At 41.0% G+C, this 18,258-nt stretch carries 20 protein-coding genes; 12 read left to right on the top strand and 8 right to left on the bottom strand.

Annotated elements, in window-relative coordinates; translation table 11 throughout:
- Positions 1-3 precede the first annotated feature (3 nt).
- A complete protein-coding gene (locus tag RMA94_RS06080; protein WP_199978255.1) occupies positions 4-618 on the bottom strand; it encodes an SPOR domain-containing protein in 615 nt (204 codons plus the stop codon).
- A 158-nt stretch (positions 619-776) separates the two neighbouring features.
- Positions 777-2,567: an arginine--tRNA ligase gene (gene argS, locus RMA94_RS06075; protein ID WP_311082227.1), complete on the bottom strand. Its 1,791-nt coding sequence runs from the start codon at positions 2,565-2,567 to the stop codon at positions 777-779.
- 494 nt (positions 2,568-3,061) lie between these two features.
- Between argS and RMA94_RS06070 the strand changes: the two genes are divergently transcribed.
- Complete coding sequence (locus RMA94_RS06070) at positions 3,062-4,759, top strand: NAD-dependent malic enzyme (RefSeq protein ID WP_002114135.1); 1,698 nt, start codon at positions 3,062-3,064, stop codon at positions 4,757-4,759.
- A 44-nt stretch (positions 4,760-4,803) separates the two neighbouring features.
- Here the strand turns inward: RMA94_RS06070 and RMA94_RS06065 are convergent, their stop codons facing one another.
- Positions 4,804-5,724, bottom strand: a complete 921-nt coding sequence (locus tag RMA94_RS06065) for a Dyp-type peroxidase (RefSeq protein WP_057086146.1) — start codon at positions 5,722-5,724, stop codon at positions 4,804-4,806.
- 158 nt (positions 5,725-5,882) lie between these two features.
- Between RMA94_RS06065 and RMA94_RS06060 the strand changes: the two genes are divergently transcribed.
- A complete protein-coding gene (locus RMA94_RS06060) occupies positions 5,883-6,509 on the top strand; it encodes a LysE family transporter (protein ID WP_311082223.1) in 627 nt (208 codons plus the stop codon).
- Position 6,510: 1 nt separating this feature from the next.
- Here the strand turns inward: RMA94_RS06060 and znuB are convergent, their stop codons facing one another.
- The 3 genes from znuB to RMA94_RS06045 are packed head-to-tail and all read right to left on the bottom strand — an operon-like array spanning position 6,511 to position 8,582.
- Positions 6,511-7,320: a zinc ABC transporter permease subunit ZnuB gene (znuB, locus tag RMA94_RS06055; protein ID WP_005079538.1), complete on the bottom strand. Its 810-nt coding sequence runs from the start codon at positions 7,318-7,320 to the stop codon at positions 6,511-6,513.
- Positions 7,321-7,323: 3 nt separating this feature from the next.
- Positions 7,324-8,112, bottom strand: a complete 789-nt coding sequence (gene znuC, locus RMA94_RS06050; RefSeq protein ID WP_311082221.1) for a zinc ABC transporter ATP-binding protein ZnuC — start codon at positions 8,110-8,112, stop codon at positions 7,324-7,326.
- The gene (locus RMA94_RS06045; RefSeq protein ID WP_002114130.1) at positions 8,085-8,582 is read right to left on the bottom strand and encodes a transcriptional repressor; all 498 of its coding nucleotides are present in this window, start codon (positions 8,580-8,582) and stop codon (positions 8,085-8,087) included. Before RMA94_RS06045 ends, znuC begins: the two co-directional genes overlap by 28 nt.
- A 127-nt stretch (positions 8,583-8,709) precedes the next feature.
- Between RMA94_RS06045 and RMA94_RS06040 the strand changes: the two genes are divergently transcribed.
- The 10 genes from RMA94_RS06040 to RMA94_RS05995 all read left to right on the top strand — a co-directional run bounded on the left by RMA94_RS06040 (position 8,710) and on the right by RMA94_RS05995 (position 16,886).
- A complete protein-coding gene (locus RMA94_RS06040) occupies positions 8,710-9,549 on the top strand; it encodes a metal ABC transporter solute-binding protein, Zn/Mn family (RefSeq protein ID WP_002114115.1) in 840 nt (279 codons plus the stop codon).
- Between the two features lie 170 nt (positions 9,550-9,719).
- Positions 9,720-10,118, top strand: coding sequence for an ATP synthase subunit I (locus tag RMA94_RS06035; protein WP_005072004.1), 399 nt, complete (start codon positions 9,720-9,722; stop codon positions 10,116-10,118).
- 104 nt (positions 10,119-10,222) lie between these two features.
- Complete coding sequence (atpB, locus tag RMA94_RS06030) at positions 10,223-11,098, top strand: F0F1 ATP synthase subunit A (protein WP_002114072.1); 876 nt, start codon at positions 10,223-10,225, stop codon at positions 11,096-11,098.
- An 84-nt stretch (positions 11,099-11,182) separates the two neighbouring features.
- Positions 11,183-11,428 carry a F0F1 ATP synthase subunit C gene (gene atpE, locus RMA94_RS06025; protein WP_000424060.1) on the top strand — a complete coding sequence of 82 codons (246 nt, stop codon included), beginning with the start codon at positions 11,183-11,185 and terminating at the stop codon, positions 11,426-11,428.
- A gap of 38 nt (positions 11,429-11,466) precedes the next feature.
- Positions 11,467-11,937: a F0F1 ATP synthase subunit B gene (locus RMA94_RS06020; RefSeq protein ID WP_001024691.1), complete on the top strand. Its 471-nt coding sequence runs from the start codon at positions 11,467-11,469 to the stop codon at positions 11,935-11,937.
- A 12-nt stretch (positions 11,938-11,949) separates the two neighbouring features.
- On the top strand, positions 11,950-12,486 hold the full coding sequence (locus tag RMA94_RS06015) for a F0F1 ATP synthase subunit delta (protein ID WP_002114070.1): 537 nt from the start codon (positions 11,950-11,952) through the stop codon (positions 12,484-12,486).
- A 46-nt stretch (positions 12,487-12,532) separates the two neighbouring features.
- Complete coding sequence (gene atpA / locus RMA94_RS06010) at positions 12,533-14,077, top strand: F0F1 ATP synthase subunit alpha (RefSeq protein WP_002114049.1); 1,545 nt, start codon at positions 12,533-12,535, stop codon at positions 14,075-14,077.
- Positions 14,078-14,154: 77 nt separating this feature from the next.
- Entirely contained in the window at positions 14,155-15,024 is an 870-nt protein-coding gene (gene atpG, locus RMA94_RS06005) for a F0F1 ATP synthase subunit gamma (protein ID WP_002114131.1), read from the top strand.
- Between the two features lie 30 nt (positions 15,025-15,054).
- Positions 15,055-16,449 carry a F0F1 ATP synthase subunit beta gene (gene atpD / locus RMA94_RS06000; protein ID WP_002114045.1) on the top strand — a complete coding sequence of 465 codons (1,395 nt, stop codon included), beginning with the start codon at positions 15,055-15,057 and terminating at the stop codon, positions 16,447-16,449.
- Between the two features lie 17 nt (positions 16,450-16,466).
- Positions 16,467-16,886, top strand: a complete 420-nt coding sequence (locus RMA94_RS05995) for a F0F1 ATP synthase subunit epsilon (RefSeq protein ID WP_003655525.1) — start codon at positions 16,467-16,469, stop codon at positions 16,884-16,886.
- A 57-nt stretch (positions 16,887-16,943) separates the two neighbouring features.
- On the opposite strand, the gene RMA94_RS05990 is transcribed toward RMA94_RS05995, so the two are convergent.
- Complete coding sequence (locus tag RMA94_RS05990) at positions 16,944-17,540, bottom strand: hypothetical protein (RefSeq protein ID WP_130174210.1); 597 nt, start codon at positions 17,538-17,540, stop codon at positions 16,944-16,946.
- 141 nt (positions 17,541-17,681) lie between these two features.
- Positions 17,682-18,227 (bottom strand): glutathione peroxidase, encoded by a 546-nt coding sequence (locus RMA94_RS05985; protein ID WP_130174211.1) that lies wholly within the window; start codon positions 18,225-18,227, stop codon positions 17,682-17,684.
- Positions 18,228-18,258 lie beyond the last annotated feature (31 nt).

The following is an 18,258-nucleotide window of genomic DNA, read 5'->3' as shown; positions in this document are numbered from 1 at the left end:
ATTTTATTTGCGTTTGATCACGATTGAGTCAATACCACTGTGTTGTAAGGTCTGCTGAGCAGCCAAGGCAGCGTCTTGAGTATCATACGGTCCAGAAATAACGCGATACCATGTTTGTCCGTTTTCAGTACTTTTGACTACATCGGCAGATAAGCCATTTAAAATGATTTCTGCACGGCGGGCATCAGCCTGATCAGGATCATTATAGCTACGAACTTGTAAAATATAGGTAGGTTGCTGAGGAGTTGTAGCTGACTGATTCGGGTCAATTCCTACACTTTCAGAGGCAGCTGGTTGAGTGGTACTTGGTGCCTCAACGATCATAGCAGTGCCTTGATTTTTACTTTCAGGGATCGCTTGTTCAGGAATAGGGGTAACCTGTTGTTGAGGCAATAGGTCGTAGAAGCGATAGTCTTTATTAGTATCTTCTTCTTGATAATGTTCAGAAGTAATCTGATTTTTCGCAGGAACAGGTTGCCAAGGTTTCCAAAGCATAAGCATTACAGCGATACATAAGACCGCCAAAATAGCGACAAGTGTCCCTAACCATTTGGGAATTAGGGGCTTTTTAGTCTTATTAGGTCTTTCAGATACACCGCGTTGCGTTTTGCCAAACACGTGGATTATTCCTCTGTATTTTGATTGTTTTTTAATTCGAGTTTGAGTCTCGTCTTACGATGCTAAAAAACAGTGGTTTGTATCGATATTTTAACTCTACAAACCACCGCTTACTATATATTGCATGACCTTTAATTTGCTGTCATGCAATATATTTATTACATAGATTCTGGTGCAGATACACCAAGTAATTCTAAACCATTACGAAGTACTTGTTGTACATTGATTGAAAGCAATAAACGGGCTTGTGTAAGCTCTGCATCATCGCTTAATACTTTATGTTCATTGTACCAACCGTGGAACAGGGCAGCTAACTCTTTTAAGTAGTTACCAACCTGATGAGGTTCATATGCATTTGCAGCACGTAATACCGCGTCTGGGTATGCAGCCAGTTTAGCAAGAATCTCAGTTTCTGCATCAAGAGACAAGCGAGCTGCATGTGGACGAGCAGCGTTTACATCGAATTGTAAATCTGTGCTTACTGCTTTTTCTAACATGCGACAAATACGTGCGTGTGCATATTGAATATAGTACACAGCATTGTCTTTACTTTGTGAAACAGCAAGGTCAAGGTCAAAGTCGATGTGTTGTTCACTCTTACGCATTACGTAGTAGAAACGAGCTGCGTCATTGCCCACTTCTTTACGTAAGTCACGTAAAGTCACGAATTGACCTGAACGAGAAGACATTTGAACCATCTCGCCGCCACGCCATAAACTTACGAACTGAACTAAAAGAACAGTCAATTTCTTAGAGTCGTAACCCATTGCATCAATCGCCGCTTTTACGCGAGAAATATAGCCATGGTGGTCAGAACCCCAAATATCGATTAGGTCAGTATAACCACGTTGTAGTTTATTTAAGTGGTATGCAATGTCAGATGCAAAGTAAGTCGTTTGGCCATTACGACGCTTAACAACACGGTCTTTTTCATCACCAAATTCAGTCGACTTGAACCAGATGTTGCCATCTTTTTCATAAAGGAAGCCGCGTTGATCAAGTGTTTCTAAAGCTTCATCAATTTTTGCACTAAGAGATGCTTCACTAAACCATTGGTTGAACGTTACACCAAAGTCAGCAAGGTCATCTTTAATGTCATCTAAAATGGCATGAAGAGCAGCTTGGTGGAATACGCGGTAACCTTCACCCAATAATTGTTGTGAGTTGGCAATAAGGCCATCAATATGCTTTTCTTTATCACCAGATAACACAACTTTGTTGCCTTCACTATCTAGCTCTTCAGCATATTGCACATCTTCTGGTACGTCTTTATAAACATTCGCAACTTCACGAATGTAAGCGTCGCCATCTTTATCAATAATGCCTTGTGCGATTTCTTTAACGTAATCGCCTTGATATGCATTTTTAGGGAATACAAGGTTTTGTCCAAGTAGTTCCAAATAACGTAAATAAGTAGAAGTCGCCAAAATATCCATTTGACGGCCAGCATCATTCACGTAGTACTCGCGGTCAACTTTAGCACCCGTTGCTTCAAGTAAATTAGCAACAGTCATACCATATGCCGCACCACGTCCATGACCTACGTGTAGGCTAGACGTTGGGTTTGCAGAAACAAATTCGACTTGAATCTTTTTCGCTGCATTTGCTTGGCTACGACCAAAAATTTCTTTTTGTGCTTGAATTTGATCAAGAATAGCAAAACGCTGGTCTGCATTTAAAAAGAAGTTAATAAATCCGGGTCCTGCGATTTCAGCTTTACTGATATCTGCCACTTCGGGTAATGCAGCTAGAACTTTCTCAGCTAAATCGCGTGGTTTCATACCAGCAGCTTTCGAGCCGATCATAGCAATATTAGAAGCAAAGTCGCCATGGCTTCGGTCTTTGGTGCGTGTTAAGTTGCTTGTGTTTTTCCAGTCGGAAGGAAGCACCCCTTCTTGTTGAAGAGTTTGCACTGCATGGTCGAGAGCTGCTTGTATTGCCGTATTCATATCAATCGAAAATAGATGTCGCAGAAAAACGTCAAATATAGCAAATTTCCGATGACTTAGGGGAGGGGATTTAATATTCCAATAATTCTTTATGCAAATTACTGATGATTATTTTTTAAATGAATGTTGGTTGATGAATCCCCTTATTATTCTGAAAATAAAGAATTACAAGCCTTTTGGGCAGTTTTTGTGAGTAAATTATGTGTTTAATTTAATGCTATTTTCTGAGGAAATACCTGTTGCCGCTAAATCATATAATTATTGCTTTTAAAGTTGAGAAAATAAAAGAAATTTTTAAAATTATAAAAACATTAATACGCTGATTTTTATCATTTATTTTTAAACATGTTTTAACTAAATAGTGTTCAATTTTAACATCACGGTTTAAAATATCTATTTTGATCGAATTAGGCTTAAGCTTATACGCACAAAGAGTTTTAGAGACCATACAAAACGTGTTTTTCTCTACTCTAAGCTGGAAAATGAGATAGGCAATGATATCAGGACACCCAAGTAAACATCCCCTTTATATCCCATATGCAGGTTTTACACTTTTAGAGTTACCACTTTTAAATAAAGGTTCGGCTTTCACTGAAGAAGAAAGAAGTAACTTTAACTTACACGGTTTACTCCCCCATATTATTGAAACTATTGAAGAGCAGAGCCAGCGCTCTTATCAGCAATATTGCGCTTTTACTGATGATATCAATCGACATATCTATTTGCGTAATATCCAAGATACCAACGAAACCTTGTTCTATCATTTAATCGAAAATCATCTTGAAGAAATGATGCCGATTATTTATACCCCAACAGTGGGTGAAGCATGTCAACGTTTCTCCGATATCTATCGTCGTCATCGTGGTGTTTTTATTTCATATCCAGATCGTGATGTGATTGATGATATTTTGCAAAACGTAAATAAAAATAATGTAAAAGTGATCGTGATTACTGATGGTGAACGTATCTTAGGTCTTGGCGACCAAGGCATTGGTGGTATGGGTATTCCTATTGGGAAACTTTCACTTTACACCGCTTGTGGTGGAATTAGCCCAGCCTATACATTACCAATCACAATTGATGTGGGGACGAATAATCCACAACTACTAAATGATCCGATCTATATGGGGTGGCGTCAGCCACGTATTAGTGGCGATGAATATTATGCATTTGTCGATATGGTGATTGAAGCTGTAAAGCGTCGTTGGCCAAAAGCATTAATTCAGTTTGAAGATTTCGCACAAAAAAATGCGATGCCACTTCTAGAAAAATATCGCGATAAAATTTGTTGTTTTAACGATGATATTCAAGGAACAGCAGCGGTATCTGTAGGTAGTTTGATTGCTGCTAGTCGTGCAGCAGGCAAGCAATTAAAAGATCAAACAATTGCTTTCTTAGGTGCGGGCTCTGCGGGATGTGGTATTGCAGAGCAAATCGTTGCACAAATGGTTGCTGAAGGTCTGACTGATTCTGAGGCCCGTGCACGCGTTTATATGGTGGATCGTTTTGGTTTGATTACCGAAAATCAGCCAAACTTATTGGACTTCCAACGCAAATTGGCGCAAAAAGCTGAAGTGGTTGATCAATGGGGCAATATTGAAGAAGTGATTTCACTCCTTGATGTTGTTAAAAATGCTAAGCCTACAGTGTTAATTGGTGTTTCTGGTCAACCAGGTCTCTTCACAGAAGAGATTATTAAGACCATGGCAGCGAATTGTGAACGCCCAATAGTCATGCCATTGTCTAACCCAACTTCACGTGTTGAAGCAGTACCGGCTGATATTGTGGAATGGACTGAAGGTAGAGCATTAATTGCAACAGGTAGCCCGTTTGCTCCTGTGAATCATCACGGCAAGCTTTATAATATTTCTCAGTGTAATAACTCGTACATTTTCCCGGGCATTGGCTTAGGGGTGGTGGCATCGGGTGCTAAACGCGTTACTGAAAATATGTTAATGGCTTCAAGTAGTGCTTTAGCGAATTGCTCGCCATTACTGAAAGATCCGCAAGCTGATTTATTGCCACCTTTAGGTGAAATTCAGCAAGTCTCTAAAGTGATTGCATTTGAAGTTGCCAAAGCTGCAATGGCCGATGGCGTGGCAGTAACGATTAGTGATGATTTGCTACAGCAAAAAATTGATCAATCATTTTGGAAACCTGAATACCGCAAATATAAGCGTATTCCTTTCTAAGGTTGAGAACGTAAAAAGAGGAGCTTAAGCTCCTCTTTTTTATTTTAGTCTTCTAAAACTTCTTCTAGCAATTCTTCACTAGGTGCGAAGTAATATGCACCGTCTAATGGTGTTACGAAATGCAATAAGCGATCATGGATACCATCTCCACTTGTACCAAACATACGTTTTAACATGGCATCAATAATATTTAGGTCCTTGGTGTACGCAATGAAAAATAAACCCTGATCACCTCTGCCGTCGCCATAAGGCAGACTATGACGCAAGATTTCCATTTCTTCGCCTTCATCATCTTCGACAACAGTACGTGCGACATGAGCATTTTCTGGTTTAACGTCATCATCTAGTTCAATTGACTCAAGCTTAGTACGACCCATGACATTTTCTTGAGCATCAACTTTTAGTTTTTTCCATTTTTCTAAGTCATGTGCATAACGCTGCGCGAAAATGAAACTGCCATCAGCAAAAACTCCCGCGCTTTCTGGCAATAGAGCTGTTTCTGCACGGTCATCTGGAAATTGAGGGTTTTCTGTACCGTCTATAAAGCCTGTAATATCTCGGCCATCAAAATAGCGGAAGCAAACACGCTCATCAAGAACTTCAACTTTATCTTTAATACCTTCAAAAAATGCTTGGCTTAATGCAAAACAAATATCAGAACGCATACTAGCAATATGGATGAGGACATCAGCGGGAACGACTGGCATGTTGAATGCGCCGTTTTCTGGTTCAAGTTGTTTAAAGCCAGCAGGAGATTGACTGTAAAGTTGCTTCCAAAGTTCTGGACCAAAAGCGACTGCTGTTTTAATTTGCGCGTCTGAATGCTGAGTAATGAGACGGTCGCGTGTTTCAAACAACGCTTCGAGTTGTTCTTTTAATTCATCAATTGATAAGTCTTTTAAACGAAGAACAATAAATCGGGCATGATCTGATGGCAACGGCAAAATGACAGATTGAGCAGTCATTGGAAGGTATCTCCTCAATTATAATTTAGTATGAGCTTTAATTATTGTGCCTGATGCGAAGAGCGGTTAGTAGTCTATTTCTTGATTTTATTGTTTGAATTCTCATCAATATAGTTTTATAAAACAGTATAATTCCACTTTTATTGTCTATTTTTACTATGTCTTTGCAAGTTTGGTTTGCCTATATGTTGGCCTGTTGGGTCATTAGTATCTCTCCAGGTGCGGGAGCTATTGCCTCAATGTCGGGTGGTCTAAACTATGGATTTAGACATGGTTACTGGAATGCAATCGGTTTGCAAGTTGCCTTGGTGCTTCAAATTATGGTGGTGGCAGCAGGTGTTGGGGTCTTATTTGCAACGACTCCTTTAGCTTTTCAGGCCGTTAAGTGGTTCGGTGTAGCCTATTTATTGTATTTGGCTTATTTACAGTGGACAGCACCTGTAAAAGATATAGAAATTCAACAAGAAAAAAGAGATAAGTCTGCTTTAGCTCTGCTATTAAATGGTTTTGTGGTTAATATTAGCAATCCTAAGGCGATCGTATTTTTATTGGCAGTTCTGCCGCAGTTCTTAGATTTGAGTAAGCCCCAATGGATACAATATCTAATTATGGCGGCCACTATGATTACGATCGATTTGATTGTAATGGCTGGATATACGGGGCTGGCATCCAAGGTTTTAAGATTACTTCGGTCCCCTAGACAGCAAAAATATTTAAATCGGGGCTTTGCTGTGATGTTTAGCTGTGCGGCTTTATTATTGAGCACAGTTCATCAGGCGGCCTAGTTTAGGACGCCTGTGTCTGATTTTTTAGTTTTTGAGTTATAAAAATAACGGCAAAACTTAATGCCATACATAAAACAATACTAAGACCTGTAGAGATATTAAGTGCTGCACTTGACCATAAACCGACACTAACACCGAGCTGGGCTAACACGAATGCCCAAATAACCATTTGCTTTGGTGAGTTTGCTAGTAGGCGAGCGCTTAAAGCTGGTATTACGAGTAATGCACCCATTAGCAAAGAACCTACAGCACGCAAAGCTAAAACTGTAAATAAAGCCAATAACAGCATAAAAATAAGGCGTTGCCAGTTTGCATTCACCCCTTCACTAATTGCGATATCCGGATCAATTGCAAATTGTATTTGTGGCTGCCAAAAACGGTAAAGAATTACGAGTGATATCGCAATAATTAAAGTGAAAACAGGAAGATCTGGCCAATCAATACTAAGCAAATCACCAAACAAATAACTTAAAAGCTCTGGTCTTAAACTTGGAACATGTTGAATAAACAACAGGCCACTACAGAGTAATGTTGCTGAACATAAGGCTAGTAGAGCATCATTGGGTAAACGGTTGTCATGTAAAGCCCATAAAACGCCTACCAGTAAAACCGCTGTACCTGCAACACCCAGCCATAATGGAAGACTTAAAGCTCCCGCAATAGCTACCCCAAGTAGTGTTCCGTGCGCCATCGTGTCAGCAAAAAAAGACATGCGTCTCCAAAGCATTAAACAACCCAGAGGTGCAGTTAAAAATACCAGCAGAGTTCCCATAATCCATGCGGGTAACAATAATTGTAACCATTCCATCATGGCTTAAGCTTCCGGTTCTGGGTGAATATGAGGACGGTCATTATGAGGGCAGGGGTGTGCAGCATCACCGTGAGCACAATGGTCATGATGATGTTGATAGAAAACCCTTTGAGTTCCAAATATTGCCTGATATTCAGGATGTTGTTGGATATTTTCGGGCAGCCCGCTACAGCAAATATGTTTATTTAAACACACCACACGGTGTGTTCCTTGCATCACCCATTGTAAGTCATGAGAAACAATTAAGATCGCGCAACCATATCGATCTGGCAGACTGCGAACATAATCATAAAGTTCCGCTTCTGACTGAATATCTAGGCCTTGCATGGGTTCATCAAGAACTAAAATATCTGGCTGACGAAGCAGTGCACGAGCCAATAGTACTCTTTGGCGTTCTCCACCTGAAAGTTGTTGTACTTTTGATTGTTGTAACTTTGAAATACCTGTGTCTTGAATAATTTCCTGACGCAGGGCAGGGTTGCATTTTTCTAAATCAAGAAGGTCCTGAACACGTAAAGGAAGACTGTGTGAAGGATTAAACTTTTGTGGCACATAAGCCATTTTAAGTTTTTTATGATTGATAACACGCCCACTACTTGGCTGAAGAATACCGAGTAGAACTTTAATTAGTGTTGATTTGCCTGCACCATTGGGTCCAATTAAAGACACAATTTCATTTTGATGTAGGGCAAAATCAACTTTTTTTAATATATCCCGATCATCACGATGAACAGAAACCTGCTCAAGCTGAATTAATACAGGATTTAAGGAGTTGTGCGGCACTGTTGGCATTTCCCCGAAATTTCAATAATGCTGTGTTGAGCCACAAAATCATCTGAAGCTGCAAGCTGGTCAAGCTGATGTGTGAGGCCTTGAGAAGAAGCCTCTTTAACCATATGGCATTCGGTACAAATCAGGAATGCTGCTTGATGGCCTTCACGCGGGTGGCAGCAAGGAATATACGCATTAATAGAAGTTAGGCGGTGAATGAGGCCTTTTTCTAATAAAAAATCTAAAGTTCTATATACAGTTGGAGGCGCAGCAGGGCGATCAGTTTGACTTTTTATACGTGCCAATAAGTCATAGGCACCCATTGGACCCGATGCATTTAAAATGAGTTCCAGAACTTCTTTGCGCAAAGGTGTAAGGCGTGCGCCAGTCGCAGAACATAAACTTTCTGCTTCAGCTAAACGGCTTGCGACATTATGGTGATCATGCACACCATGCAAAGAATCATGATGTTCATGCGAGCAGGAACTCATAGGGATAACCTCGAATTTTTAACGGAATATTAGCATGAAGCGATGCTTCATTCGATTAATCTTAGGTATTTTTGTAACTTTGTTATATTATAACATGCTTCGAGCTAATTTAAATTGATGGTCTGTCATGTTCCGTTTTTTTGTTTTCAGTATGTTCTCACTTTTGAGTACGTTAGGGTGGAGTCAGGGTTTGGTGGTTTCTACACACCCGATTTATCTGATTGCAAAAGAAGTCACTCAAGGGGTTGAAGAACCACAACTCTTATTAAAGGGACAAACGGGGCATGACGTACAATTAACCCCAGCGCATCGTAAAGCAATTAATGATGCATCTTTGGTGATTTGGTTGGGTAAAGCGCATGAAGCGCCCTTAAATAAATTATTAGGTAATAATAAAAAGGCGATTGCACTATTAGATAGTGGCATTGTTTCTGTTTTACCCCAGCGAAGTACACGCGGTGCAGCTTTACCTAATACAGTAGATACACATGTATGGTTAGAGCCCAACAATGCAGTTCGAATTGGTTTCTTTATTGCTGCTTTGCGCTCTCAGCAACACCCTGAAAATAAAGCAAAGTACTGGAATAACGCCAATGTGTTTGCTCGTAAAATGTTCCAGGCAGCACAAGCTTACGATAGTTCAAGTAATGGCAAACCGTATTGGGCGTATCATGATGCCTATCAATATTTAGAACGTTCACTAAACTTAAAGTTCGCTGGTGCTTTAACAGATGATCCTCACGTTGCACCAACAGCAGCTCAAATTAAGTATCTTAATGATAGTCGACCAAAAAATCAGATGTGTTTGTTGGCAGAGAGTTTTACCACTAAGAGTCAATATCAAAAATTAGGTAACATTACTTTTCAACCAGTAGACGAGAGCATGAATAATGAGGATGATTTCGTCACTGCATGGAAGAAACTGGCTATAAAAACAGATAAATGTGTATTAAGTACGCAAAAGTAAGATAAAAAGTAAACAAAGGCTGACTGTAGCGTCAGCACCACCTGTCATGAAAAACCCCGACTAAAGTCGGGAAAAGATTGCATGTTCAGGGGTGTAACTCTATAATGCCTGCGATTAAAAGCGATCATCAGCTAAACTTGTCAAGCATTTATGCTGTGAGTGGATAAATAATGAGCCAAACTAGTCGCTTGATTGACCGACGATTAGCAAAAGCTTTGGTCTTCTTACAAGCATGTATGATCCCTGTTTCCGCACTTGTGGCGTGGAGCATAAAAGACATGACAGCAGCATTAAGTGCGGCACTTGGTGCGTTGGTCTGCTGGCTTGCTACGGGTTATTTTTCGTGGCAATCCTTCAGAACAGCAGGTGCACGAGCATCAAAACAAGTGCTGTCTAACATGTATAGGGGCATGTTAGGCAAATTTGCAATCATGATCGTTGGATTTATTTTGATTTTGAGCAATGTTAAACCTTTATCACCGTTAGCATTGCTGTTTGGTTTTATTCTCGTTCAGGCAATGTCGTGGGTCGCTCCGTTTTGGGTGTCACGTCTACAAAAACGGGTGTAGAAACAAGAAGAATTGAAGATTTTTTGGAGGGTGGCGAGATATCGACAGTACGCCGATGTTCGTTTCCCTTCTTTTTAGTAATTGACATTGACCAGGTGTGATTTATGGCTGCTGAAGAACATGCCCTCACTTCGACAGAGTATATCAAGCATCACTTGACCAATATGACCTATGGCAAAATGCCAGACGGTACATGGAAATTGGCTGAGACTGCTGAAGAAGCTCATTCGATGGGGTTCACTGCAATTCACTTGGATTCAATGGGTTGGTCAATTGGCCTTGGTGTGATTTTCTGTTTGATGTTCTGGATCGTTGCGAAAGCTGCAAATGCAGGTGTTCCAACTAAATTCCAGTCAGCAATCGAAATGATCATTGAGTTTGTTGACTCAAGTGTCCGTGATACTTTTCATGGCAAATCACGTTTAATCGCTCCGCTTGCACTCACTATTTTCGTGTGGATTTTCCTCATGAACTTAATGGACTTGATCCCAGTTGACTGGATTCCTCAAGTTGCAGCGTTTGTAGGTGCAAACGTATTTGGTATGGACCCTCACCACGTTTACTTCAAGATCGTTCCATCTACAGATCCAAACATTACTTTAGGTATGTCTTTATCTGTATTTGTACTTATCTTGTTCTACAGCATCCGCGAAAAGGGTGTTGGTGGTTTCGTTGGCGAGTTGGCACTTAACCCATTTAACCCAAGTAATCCAGTTGCAAAAGCGTTGCTTATTCCAGTGAACTTGATTTTGGAATTGGTAACATTCCTTGCTCGTCCGATTTCATTAGCTCTCCGACTATTCGGTAACATGTATGCCGGTGAGTTGATCTTTATCCTAATTGCTTTATTGCCGTTCTGGATTCAATGGGCGTTGTCTGTGCCTTGGGCGATCTTCCACATTCTTGTAATCACGTTGCAGGCATTCATCTTTATGATGCTTACCATCGTTTACTTGAGCATGGCAAGCGAAAAACATTAATGGTATTGCCTAACTATCAAATGATGGTTGGGCTGAATTTTTTTAATTTAATTTGGTAATAACCTAACCTCTGAGGAATTTTTCATGGAACTCACTTTAGGTCTAGTTGCAATTGCATCTGCTATCTTGATCGCTTTCGGTGCTTTGGGTACTGCGATTGGTTTTGGTCTTTTGGGTGGTCGCTTTTTAGAAGCTGTTGCTCGTCAACCAGAATTGGCTCCACAACTTCAAACTCGTATGTTCTTAATCGCGGGTCTTCTTGATGCTGTGCCTATGATCGGTGTTGGTATTGGCTTGTTCTTCATCTTCGCTAATCCATTTGTAGGTTAATCATCTTAATTCCTAAATCCACTATTTGAGGAATTGCAATGAATATCAACCTCACATTGATTGGTCAAGCGATTGCGTTTGCATTCTTTGTTGCATTCTGCATGAAGTTTGTTTGGCCACCACTAATCAATGCGATTAGTGAGCGTCAGCGTAAAATCGCTGATGGCTTAAATGCAGCAGAAAAAGCGAAAGCTGACCTTGCCGATGCACAAGCGCAAGTTAAGCAAGAACTTGATGCAGCTAAAGCACAAGCGGCTCAATTGATCGAACAAGCGAACCGTCGTGCAGCGCAATTGATCGAAGAAGCTCGTACTCAAGCTGCGGCTGAAGGTGAGCGTATTCGTCAACAGGCTAAAGAAGCTGTTGATCAAGAAATCAATTCTGCTCGCGAAGAATTACGTCAACAAGTAGCTGCTTTGGCAGTAACTGGTGCAGAAAAAATCCTGAACCAGCAAGTTGATGCAGAAGCTCATAACGCCATGCTGTCTCAGCTGGCTGCTAAACTTTAAGCGAGGCGAATTATGGCTGAACTCTTGACGTTGGCACGTCCGTATGCCAAAGCAGCATTTGCTTATGCTTCTGAGCAAGGTGCAACAGACAATTGGTCGAATGCGTTACAAGTGCTCAGTGCTGCGGTGCAAGACGAAGCATTTTCCGCTTATTTAAATCGCCCTGAACTTACTCCTGCGGAGCAAGTGAAGCTTTTTGCTAAAGTTTTAGGTGAAGATCAATCTCAAGCAGTGTCTAACTTTTTGACACTTCTTGCAGATAACGATCGTTTAATGCTGTTACCTGAAATTGAAGCAGAATATGAACAGCTTAAATCACAGAATAACAACAATGTGGATGTCGTGATTGAATCGGCTTTCCCGTTAACTGCTGAACAAGAGCAACTGTTGAAATCTGCTTTAGAAAAGCGTTTTAACAGCACAGTAACTGTTTCAGTTGAAGTTAAACCTGAGCTTATTGCAGGTGTTGTAATTCGTGCAGGCGATCAAGTGATAGATGATTCTGCGCTTAACAAGCTTGAAAAAATGCGTACTCGTCTTCTTGCATAATGCAAATGATGAAGACTGAACTAATAAAAGATTGAGGAATAGCGCAATGCAACAACTGAATCCATCCGAGATCAGTGCGCTCATTAAACAGCGTATCGGAGATCTGGACACCAGCGCGACCGCTAAAAACGAAGGTACCATTGTTATGGTATCCGACGGTATCGTGCGCATTCACGGTCTTGCTGATGCAATGTACGGTGAAATGATCGAATTCGACGGCGGCTTATTTGGTATGGCACTGAACCTAGAACAGGATTCAGTGGGTGCCGTTGTTTTAGGTAACTACCTAAGCCTTCAAGAAGGTCAAAAAGCTCGTTGTACAGGTCGTGTATTAGAAGTTCCAGTTGGTCCTGAACTTCTTGGCCGTGTTGTCGACGCTTTGGGTAACCCAATTGATGGTAAAGGCCCAATTGATGCGAAATTAACTGATGCTGTTGAAAAAGTAGCACCAGGCGTAATTTGGCGTCAATCTGTAGATGAGCCTGTTCAAACTGGTTATAAATCAGTTGATACAATGATTCCTGTTGGCCGTGGCCAACGTGAGTTGATCATCGGTGACCGTCAAACTGGTAAAACAGCGATGGCGATCGATGCGATTATCGCTCAGAAAAACTCTGGTATTAAATGTGTATACGTTGCGATTGGTCAAAAACAATCAACAATTGCAAACGTTGTACGTAAGCTAGAAGAAACTGGCGCTATGGCGTATACAACTGTTGTCGCTGCTGCGGCTGCTGATCCTGCTGCAATGCAGTACTTAGCTCCGTACTCTGGCTGTACAATGGGTGAATACTTCCGTGACCGCGGTGAAGACGCTCTTATTATTTATGATGATTTGTCTAAGCAAGCTGTTGCTTACCGTCAAATTTCATTACTTTTACGTCGTCCACCAGGTCGTGAAGCGTATCCAGGTGACGTATTCTATCTTCACTCACGTCTTCTTGAACGTGCTTCTCGTGTATCTGCTGACTACGTTGAGAAATTCACTAATGGCGCAGTAACTGGTCAAACTGGTTCTTTAACTGCATTGCCAATTATTGAAACTCAAGCAGGTGACGTATCTGCATTCGTACCAACGAACGTAATTTCGATTACTGACGGTCAGATCTTCTTAGAAACATCATTATTCAACGCAGGTATTCGTCCTGCTGTGAACGCGGGTATCTCTGTATCTCGTGTTGGTGGTTCTGCTCAAACTAAGATCATCAAAAAATTGTCTGGTGGTATCCGTACTGCTTTAGCACAATACCGTGAATTGGCTGCGTTTGCTCAGTTCGCTTCTGACCTTGACGAAGCAACTCGTAAGCAACTTGAACATGGTCAACGTGTAACTGAGTTAATGAAGCAAAAACAATATGCTCCTTACTCAATTGCTGACCAAGCTGTTTCTGTTTATGCATCTAACGAAGGCTACATGGCTGACGTAGAAGTTAAGAAAATCGTAGACTTTGATGCTGCGTTAATTTCTTACTTCCGCTCAGAATATGCTCCGTTGATGAAACAAATCGATGAAACTGGTGATTACAACAAAGACATCGAAGCAGCAATCAAAGCAGGTATTGAAAGCTTTAAAGCGACTCAAACTTACTAAGTTTAGTTTTAGTTAAGTTTGGTTCACGGATCAACCTTCGGAAGCTCGAAAGAGCTTTCGAATACTAGGTTAAGCGTATGGCAAATTTAAAAGAAATTCGCGCCAAAGTAGCTAGTATCAAGAGCACGCAAAAGATTACTCGCGCGATGCAAATGGTAGCTGCTTCTAAAATGCGTCGTGCGCAAGAGCGCATGGCTCAGGGCCGTCCGTATGCCGATAATATGCGCCGTGTAATTGCTCACTTGGTACAAGCAAACCCTGAATACAAACACCGTTATATGGTTGACCGCCCAGTTAAGCGTGTTGGCTATATCGTAGTGTCTTCAGATCGTGGTTTGGCAGGTGGCTTGAACATTAATTTGTTCAAGAAAGTTGTGCAGCATGTCAAAGCACAACAACAGCAGTCAATTGAAGTTGAATTTGCTTTAATTGGTCAAAAAGCGGTTTCGTTTTTTAAGAATTACGGCGGTAAAGTGCTCGGTGCAACTACCCAACTTGGCGATGCGCCGAGTTTGGAACAGTTAACTGGCTCAGTCCAAGTTATGCTTGATGCATTTGATAAAGGCGAATTAGATCGTATCTATCTCGTATCAAATGGCTTCGTTAATGCAATGACTCAGCAGCCTAAAGTAGAACAACTTGTTCCTTTAGCACCAGCAGAAGAAGGCGATGACCTCAACCGTACTTATGGTTGGGACTATATCTACGAACCAGAAGCAGAAGAATTGTTAAATGGTTTGTTGGTTCGCTATATCGAGTCTATGGTTTATCAAGGTGTGATTGAAAACGTTGCATGTGAGCAGTCAGCTCGTATGGTCGCGATGAAAGCAGCGACAGACAACGCAGGACAATTGATTAAAGACCTACAACTCATTTACAACAAGCTGCGTCAAGCCGCGATTACTCAGGAAATTTCCGAGATCGTTGGCGGTGCCGCTGCCGTTTAACATTATTAAGTTTGAATTGAGGAGACAGCAATGAGTAGCGGTCGTATCATTCAGATCATCGGCGCGGTTATCGACGTCGAGTTTGAGCGCAATAGCGTTCCTAAGATCTATGACGCTCTCCAAGTTGACGGTACTGAAACTACATTAGAAGTTCAGCAACAGCTTGGCGATGGTGTTGTTCGTACCATCGCAATGGGTTCTACAGAAGGTCTTAAACGTGGCCTTAATGTAACTAGCACAAATGCACCGATTTCTGTTCCAGTAGGTCCAGCTACGCTTGGTCGTATCATGGACGTTTTGGGTCGCCCAATTGATGAAGCAGGTCCGGTAGCGACTGAAGAGCGTTTGCCGATTCACCGTCAAGCACCTTCTTATGCTGAACAAGCAGCTTCTACTGATCTTTTAGAAACTGGTATTAAAGTAATTGACTTACTTTGCCCGTTCGCAAAAGGTGGTAAAGTTGGTCTATTCGGTGGTGCTGGTGTTGGTAAAACCGTTAACATGATGGAGTTGATCAACAACATCGCGAAAGCTCACTCAGGTTTATCTGTGTTTGCTGGTGTTGGTGAGCGTACTCGTGAAGGTAACGACTTCTATCACGAAATGAAAGATTCTAACGTTCTTGACAAAGTAGCAATGGTCTACGGTCAGATGAACGAGCCACCAGGTAACCGTCTACGCGTAGCGTTAACTGGTTTGACTATGGCTGAATACTTCCGTGATCAAAAAGACGAAAATGGTAAAGGTCGTGACGTATTATTATTCGTCGACAACATCTACCGTTATACACTTGCAGGTACTGAAGTATCAGCATTGTTAGGTCGTATGCCATCTGCAGTAGGTTACCAACCTACACTTGCAGAAGAAATGGGTGTTCTTCAAGAGCGTATTACATCTACTAAGTCTGGTTCGATCACATCGATCCAAGCAGTATATGTACCTGCCGATGACTTAACAGATCCATCTCCTGCAACTACATTTGCTCACTTAGATGCAACAGTAGTATTGAGCCGTGACATCGCATCTTCTGGTATCTATCCAGCGATCGATCCACTTGACTCAACTTCACGTCAGTTAGACCCATTAGTTGTTGGTCAAGAGCACTATGAAATTGCGCGTGCAGTACAAAACGTATTGCAACGTTATAAAGAGCTTAAAGACATCATCGCAATCTTGGGTATGGATGAGTTAGCTGAAGAAGACAAATTGGTTGTTTACCGTGCGCGTAAAATCCAACGTTTCTTCTCTCAACCATTCCACGTAGCTGAAGTGTTTACTGGTGCTCCTGGTAAATTAGTACCGCTTAAAGAAACTATTCGTGGCTTTAAAGGTCTATTAGCTGGTGAATACGATCACATCCCAGAACAAGCGTTCTATATGGTTGGTGGTATTGACGAAGTGATTGCTAAAGCTGAGAAACTCTAATTTAAGGAGATCATCTCATGGCGACTATGCAATGTGATGTCGTAAGTGTTAAAGAGTCTATTTACTCTGGCGCAGTAACGATGTTAATCGCGAAAGGTGCTGGTGGTGAGCTTGGTATTTTGCCAGGACATGCTCCACTTGTAACTTTGCTTCAACCGGGCCCGATTCGTGTTCAGTTGGAAAATGGTACAGAAGAAATCGTCTATGTATCTGGCGGTGTTTTAGAAGTTCAACCTCATGTTGTAACGGTTCTTGCAGATACTGCAATCCGTGCTGACAATTTGGATGAAGCTGCAATTTTGGAAGCACGTAAAAATGCTGAACAATTGCTTGCGAACCAAAAGAGTGATTTGGACTCAGCAGCTGCATTGGCATCTCTATCAGAGATTTCAGGTCAGCTTGAAACTATCCGTAAGATGAAAAACCGCGCACTATAATTGCCGGTTTGAGATTGGAAAAGCCACCGTAAGGTGGCTTTTTTTATGAGTTATTTTTTAAGATTCAGTTTTGGAATCTGATTTTTCATCTCCTGCCATAATCATGGCAGCAAGCTTCACCATATCCATTTGAATGGTATTAAGTTGCTTTTCAATTTGGTCAAAGTCAATTTGATCCAATTTCCCATTGAGTAATGGCATACTTAGAGCTTGTTGATTGGCATGTAATAAGCTTTGTCGAATATTCTCAATTTCCTGACTTTTGATATCTAAAGTCAGAAGTGCTTGATTTAAACCTTCTAGTTGCTGTTTTAAAGTAGTGACAGTAGTTTTTAGTTCATTCTGATTTTTATCTTGGATGGCTTGTTCAACATCAAGCTGAGTATCTTTAAGTTGTTCAACGTAGTCACCAGCTTTAAGCTGTAAATTAGCAGCATCGCGGACCATATAAAAAATGTTGCCACTTTTAAGTTCGGTTTTGTTGGGGGCAATATCTGACTCTTGTTGTTCAATGTTTTGGTTAGATGCCTGTTCAGCTATTTCAGTCTTTTCTTGTTCGGTAGCATGGTCTTGTGCCTGATCGCACCCGAGTAAAAGCATGCCTGAGGCAAAAATTACAAAAGGAAGAAATGCACCTTGTAAAACTTTTTTCATAACTAAAAACAACATCAAATAAAGCAAATAGATACTATAGGCATAAAATATGAAGAAAAATTGTATTGTTGCAAACGAACAACATTTCGAGGAGAGGATAAAAAAGAGCGTATAAAACGCCCTTTCTCACATTTTAAAATATTATTTTGCTAACTCTGCTTCAACTGCTTTAACGATCTGTTCATCGTCTGCTGTTAGGTTCGGAGCAAAGCGAGCTACGACTTCACCATTTTTATTAATTAAAAACTTTTCGAAGTTCCATAAAACTTCTGGAGCAGGGTTGGTCGGAATACCTAAGCTTTCTAAACGCTCACGGAAGGGACCTTCACCAGTGCGTTCCGGCTGAGCCGTTGTCAAAGCTTGGTAAAGTGGATGCTTATCTTCGCCGACTACAGAAACCTTAGAAAATAAAGGGAAATGAACATCATAATTTAATGAACAGAACTGTTGAATTTCTTCATCAGAACCTGGTTCTTGTTCTTTAAAGTTGTTTGCTGGGAAACCTAAAATTTCAAGACCTTGGTCTTTTTTTGCTTGATACAGTTTTTCTAAGCCTTCGTATTGTGGAGTTAAACCGCATTTAGAAGCAGTATTTACGATAAGTAAAACTTTCCCTTTGTATTGTTCGAGGTCAACCGTTTCGCCTGAAATGGCTTTTACTGGGATGTGATATACAGATTGTGTCATGAGTCTTTCCTAAAGATTGTAATTGATATCA

This window comes from Acinetobacter sp. V115_6, assembly GCF_031799025.1.
GTDB lineage: Bacteria > Pseudomonadota > Gammaproteobacteria > Pseudomonadales > Moraxellaceae > Acinetobacter > Acinetobacter pittii.
Note: the sequence above shows the minus strand (reverse complement) of the source record. Positions and strands in the feature narration are given on the sequence as shown.

What these genes read in the sequence shown, in the direction of transcription:
- argS (WP_311082227.1), bottom strand. Translation starts at nt 2,567, where the DNA reads ATGAATACGGCAATACAAGCAGCTCTCGACCATGCAGTGCAAACTCTT.
- RMA94_RS06070 (WP_002114135.1), top strand. Translation starts at nt 3,062, where the DNA reads ATGATATCAGGACACCCAAGTAAACATCCCCTTTATATCCCATATGCA.
- RMA94_RS06065 (WP_057086146.1), bottom strand. Translation starts at nt 5,724, where the DNA reads ATGACTGCTCAATCTGTCATTTTGCCGTTGCCATCAGATCATGCCCGA.
- RMA94_RS06060 (WP_311082223.1), top strand. Translation starts at nt 5,883, where the DNA reads ATGTCTTTGCAAGTTTGGTTTGCCTATATGTTGGCCTGTTGGGTCATT.
- znuB (WP_005079538.1), bottom strand. Translation starts at nt 7,320, where the DNA reads ATGATGGAATGGTTACAATTATTGTTACCCGCATGGATTATGGGAACT.
- znuC (WP_311082221.1), bottom strand. Translation starts at nt 8,112, where the DNA reads ATGCCAACAGTGCCGCACAACTCCTTAAATCCTGTATTAATTCAGCTT.
- RMA94_RS06045 (WP_002114130.1), bottom strand. Translation starts at nt 8,582, where the DNA reads ATGAGTTCCTGCTCGCATGAACATCATGATTCTTTGCATGGTGTGCAT.
- RMA94_RS06040 (WP_002114115.1), top strand. Translation starts at nt 8,710, where the DNA reads ATGTTCCGTTTTTTTGTTTTCAGTATGTTCTCACTTTTGAGTACGTTA.
- RMA94_RS06035 (WP_005072004.1), top strand. Translation starts at nt 9,720, where the DNA reads ATGAGCCAAACTAGTCGCTTGATTGACCGACGATTAGCAAAAGCTTTG.
- atpB (WP_002114072.1), top strand. Translation starts at nt 10,223, where the DNA reads ATGGCTGCTGAAGAACATGCCCTCACTTCGACAGAGTATATCAAGCAT.
- atpE (WP_000424060.1), top strand. Translation starts at nt 11,183, where the DNA reads ATGGAACTCACTTTAGGTCTAGTTGCAATTGCATCTGCTATCTTGATC.
- RMA94_RS06020 (WP_001024691.1), top strand. Translation starts at nt 11,467, where the DNA reads ATGAATATCAACCTCACATTGATTGGTCAAGCGATTGCGTTTGCATTC.
- RMA94_RS06015 (WP_002114070.1), top strand. Translation starts at nt 11,950, where the DNA reads ATGGCTGAACTCTTGACGTTGGCACGTCCGTATGCCAAAGCAGCATTT.
- atpA (WP_002114049.1), top strand. Translation starts at nt 12,533, where the DNA reads ATGCAACAACTGAATCCATCCGAGATCAGTGCGCTCATTAAACAGCGT.
- atpG (WP_002114131.1), top strand. Translation starts at nt 14,155, where the DNA reads ATGGCAAATTTAAAAGAAATTCGCGCCAAAGTAGCTAGTATCAAGAGC.
- atpD (WP_002114045.1), top strand. Translation starts at nt 15,055, where the DNA reads ATGAGTAGCGGTCGTATCATTCAGATCATCGGCGCGGTTATCGACGTC.
- RMA94_RS05995 (WP_003655525.1), top strand. Translation starts at nt 16,467, where the DNA reads ATGGCGACTATGCAATGTGATGTCGTAAGTGTTAAAGAGTCTATTTAC.
- RMA94_RS05990 (WP_130174210.1), bottom strand. Translation starts at nt 17,540, where the DNA reads ATGAAAAAAGTTTTACAAGGTGCATTTCTTCCTTTTGTAATTTTTGCC.
- RMA94_RS05985 (WP_130174211.1), bottom strand. Translation starts at nt 18,227, where the DNA reads ATGACACAATCTGTATATCACATCCCAGTAAAAGCCATTTCAGGCGAA.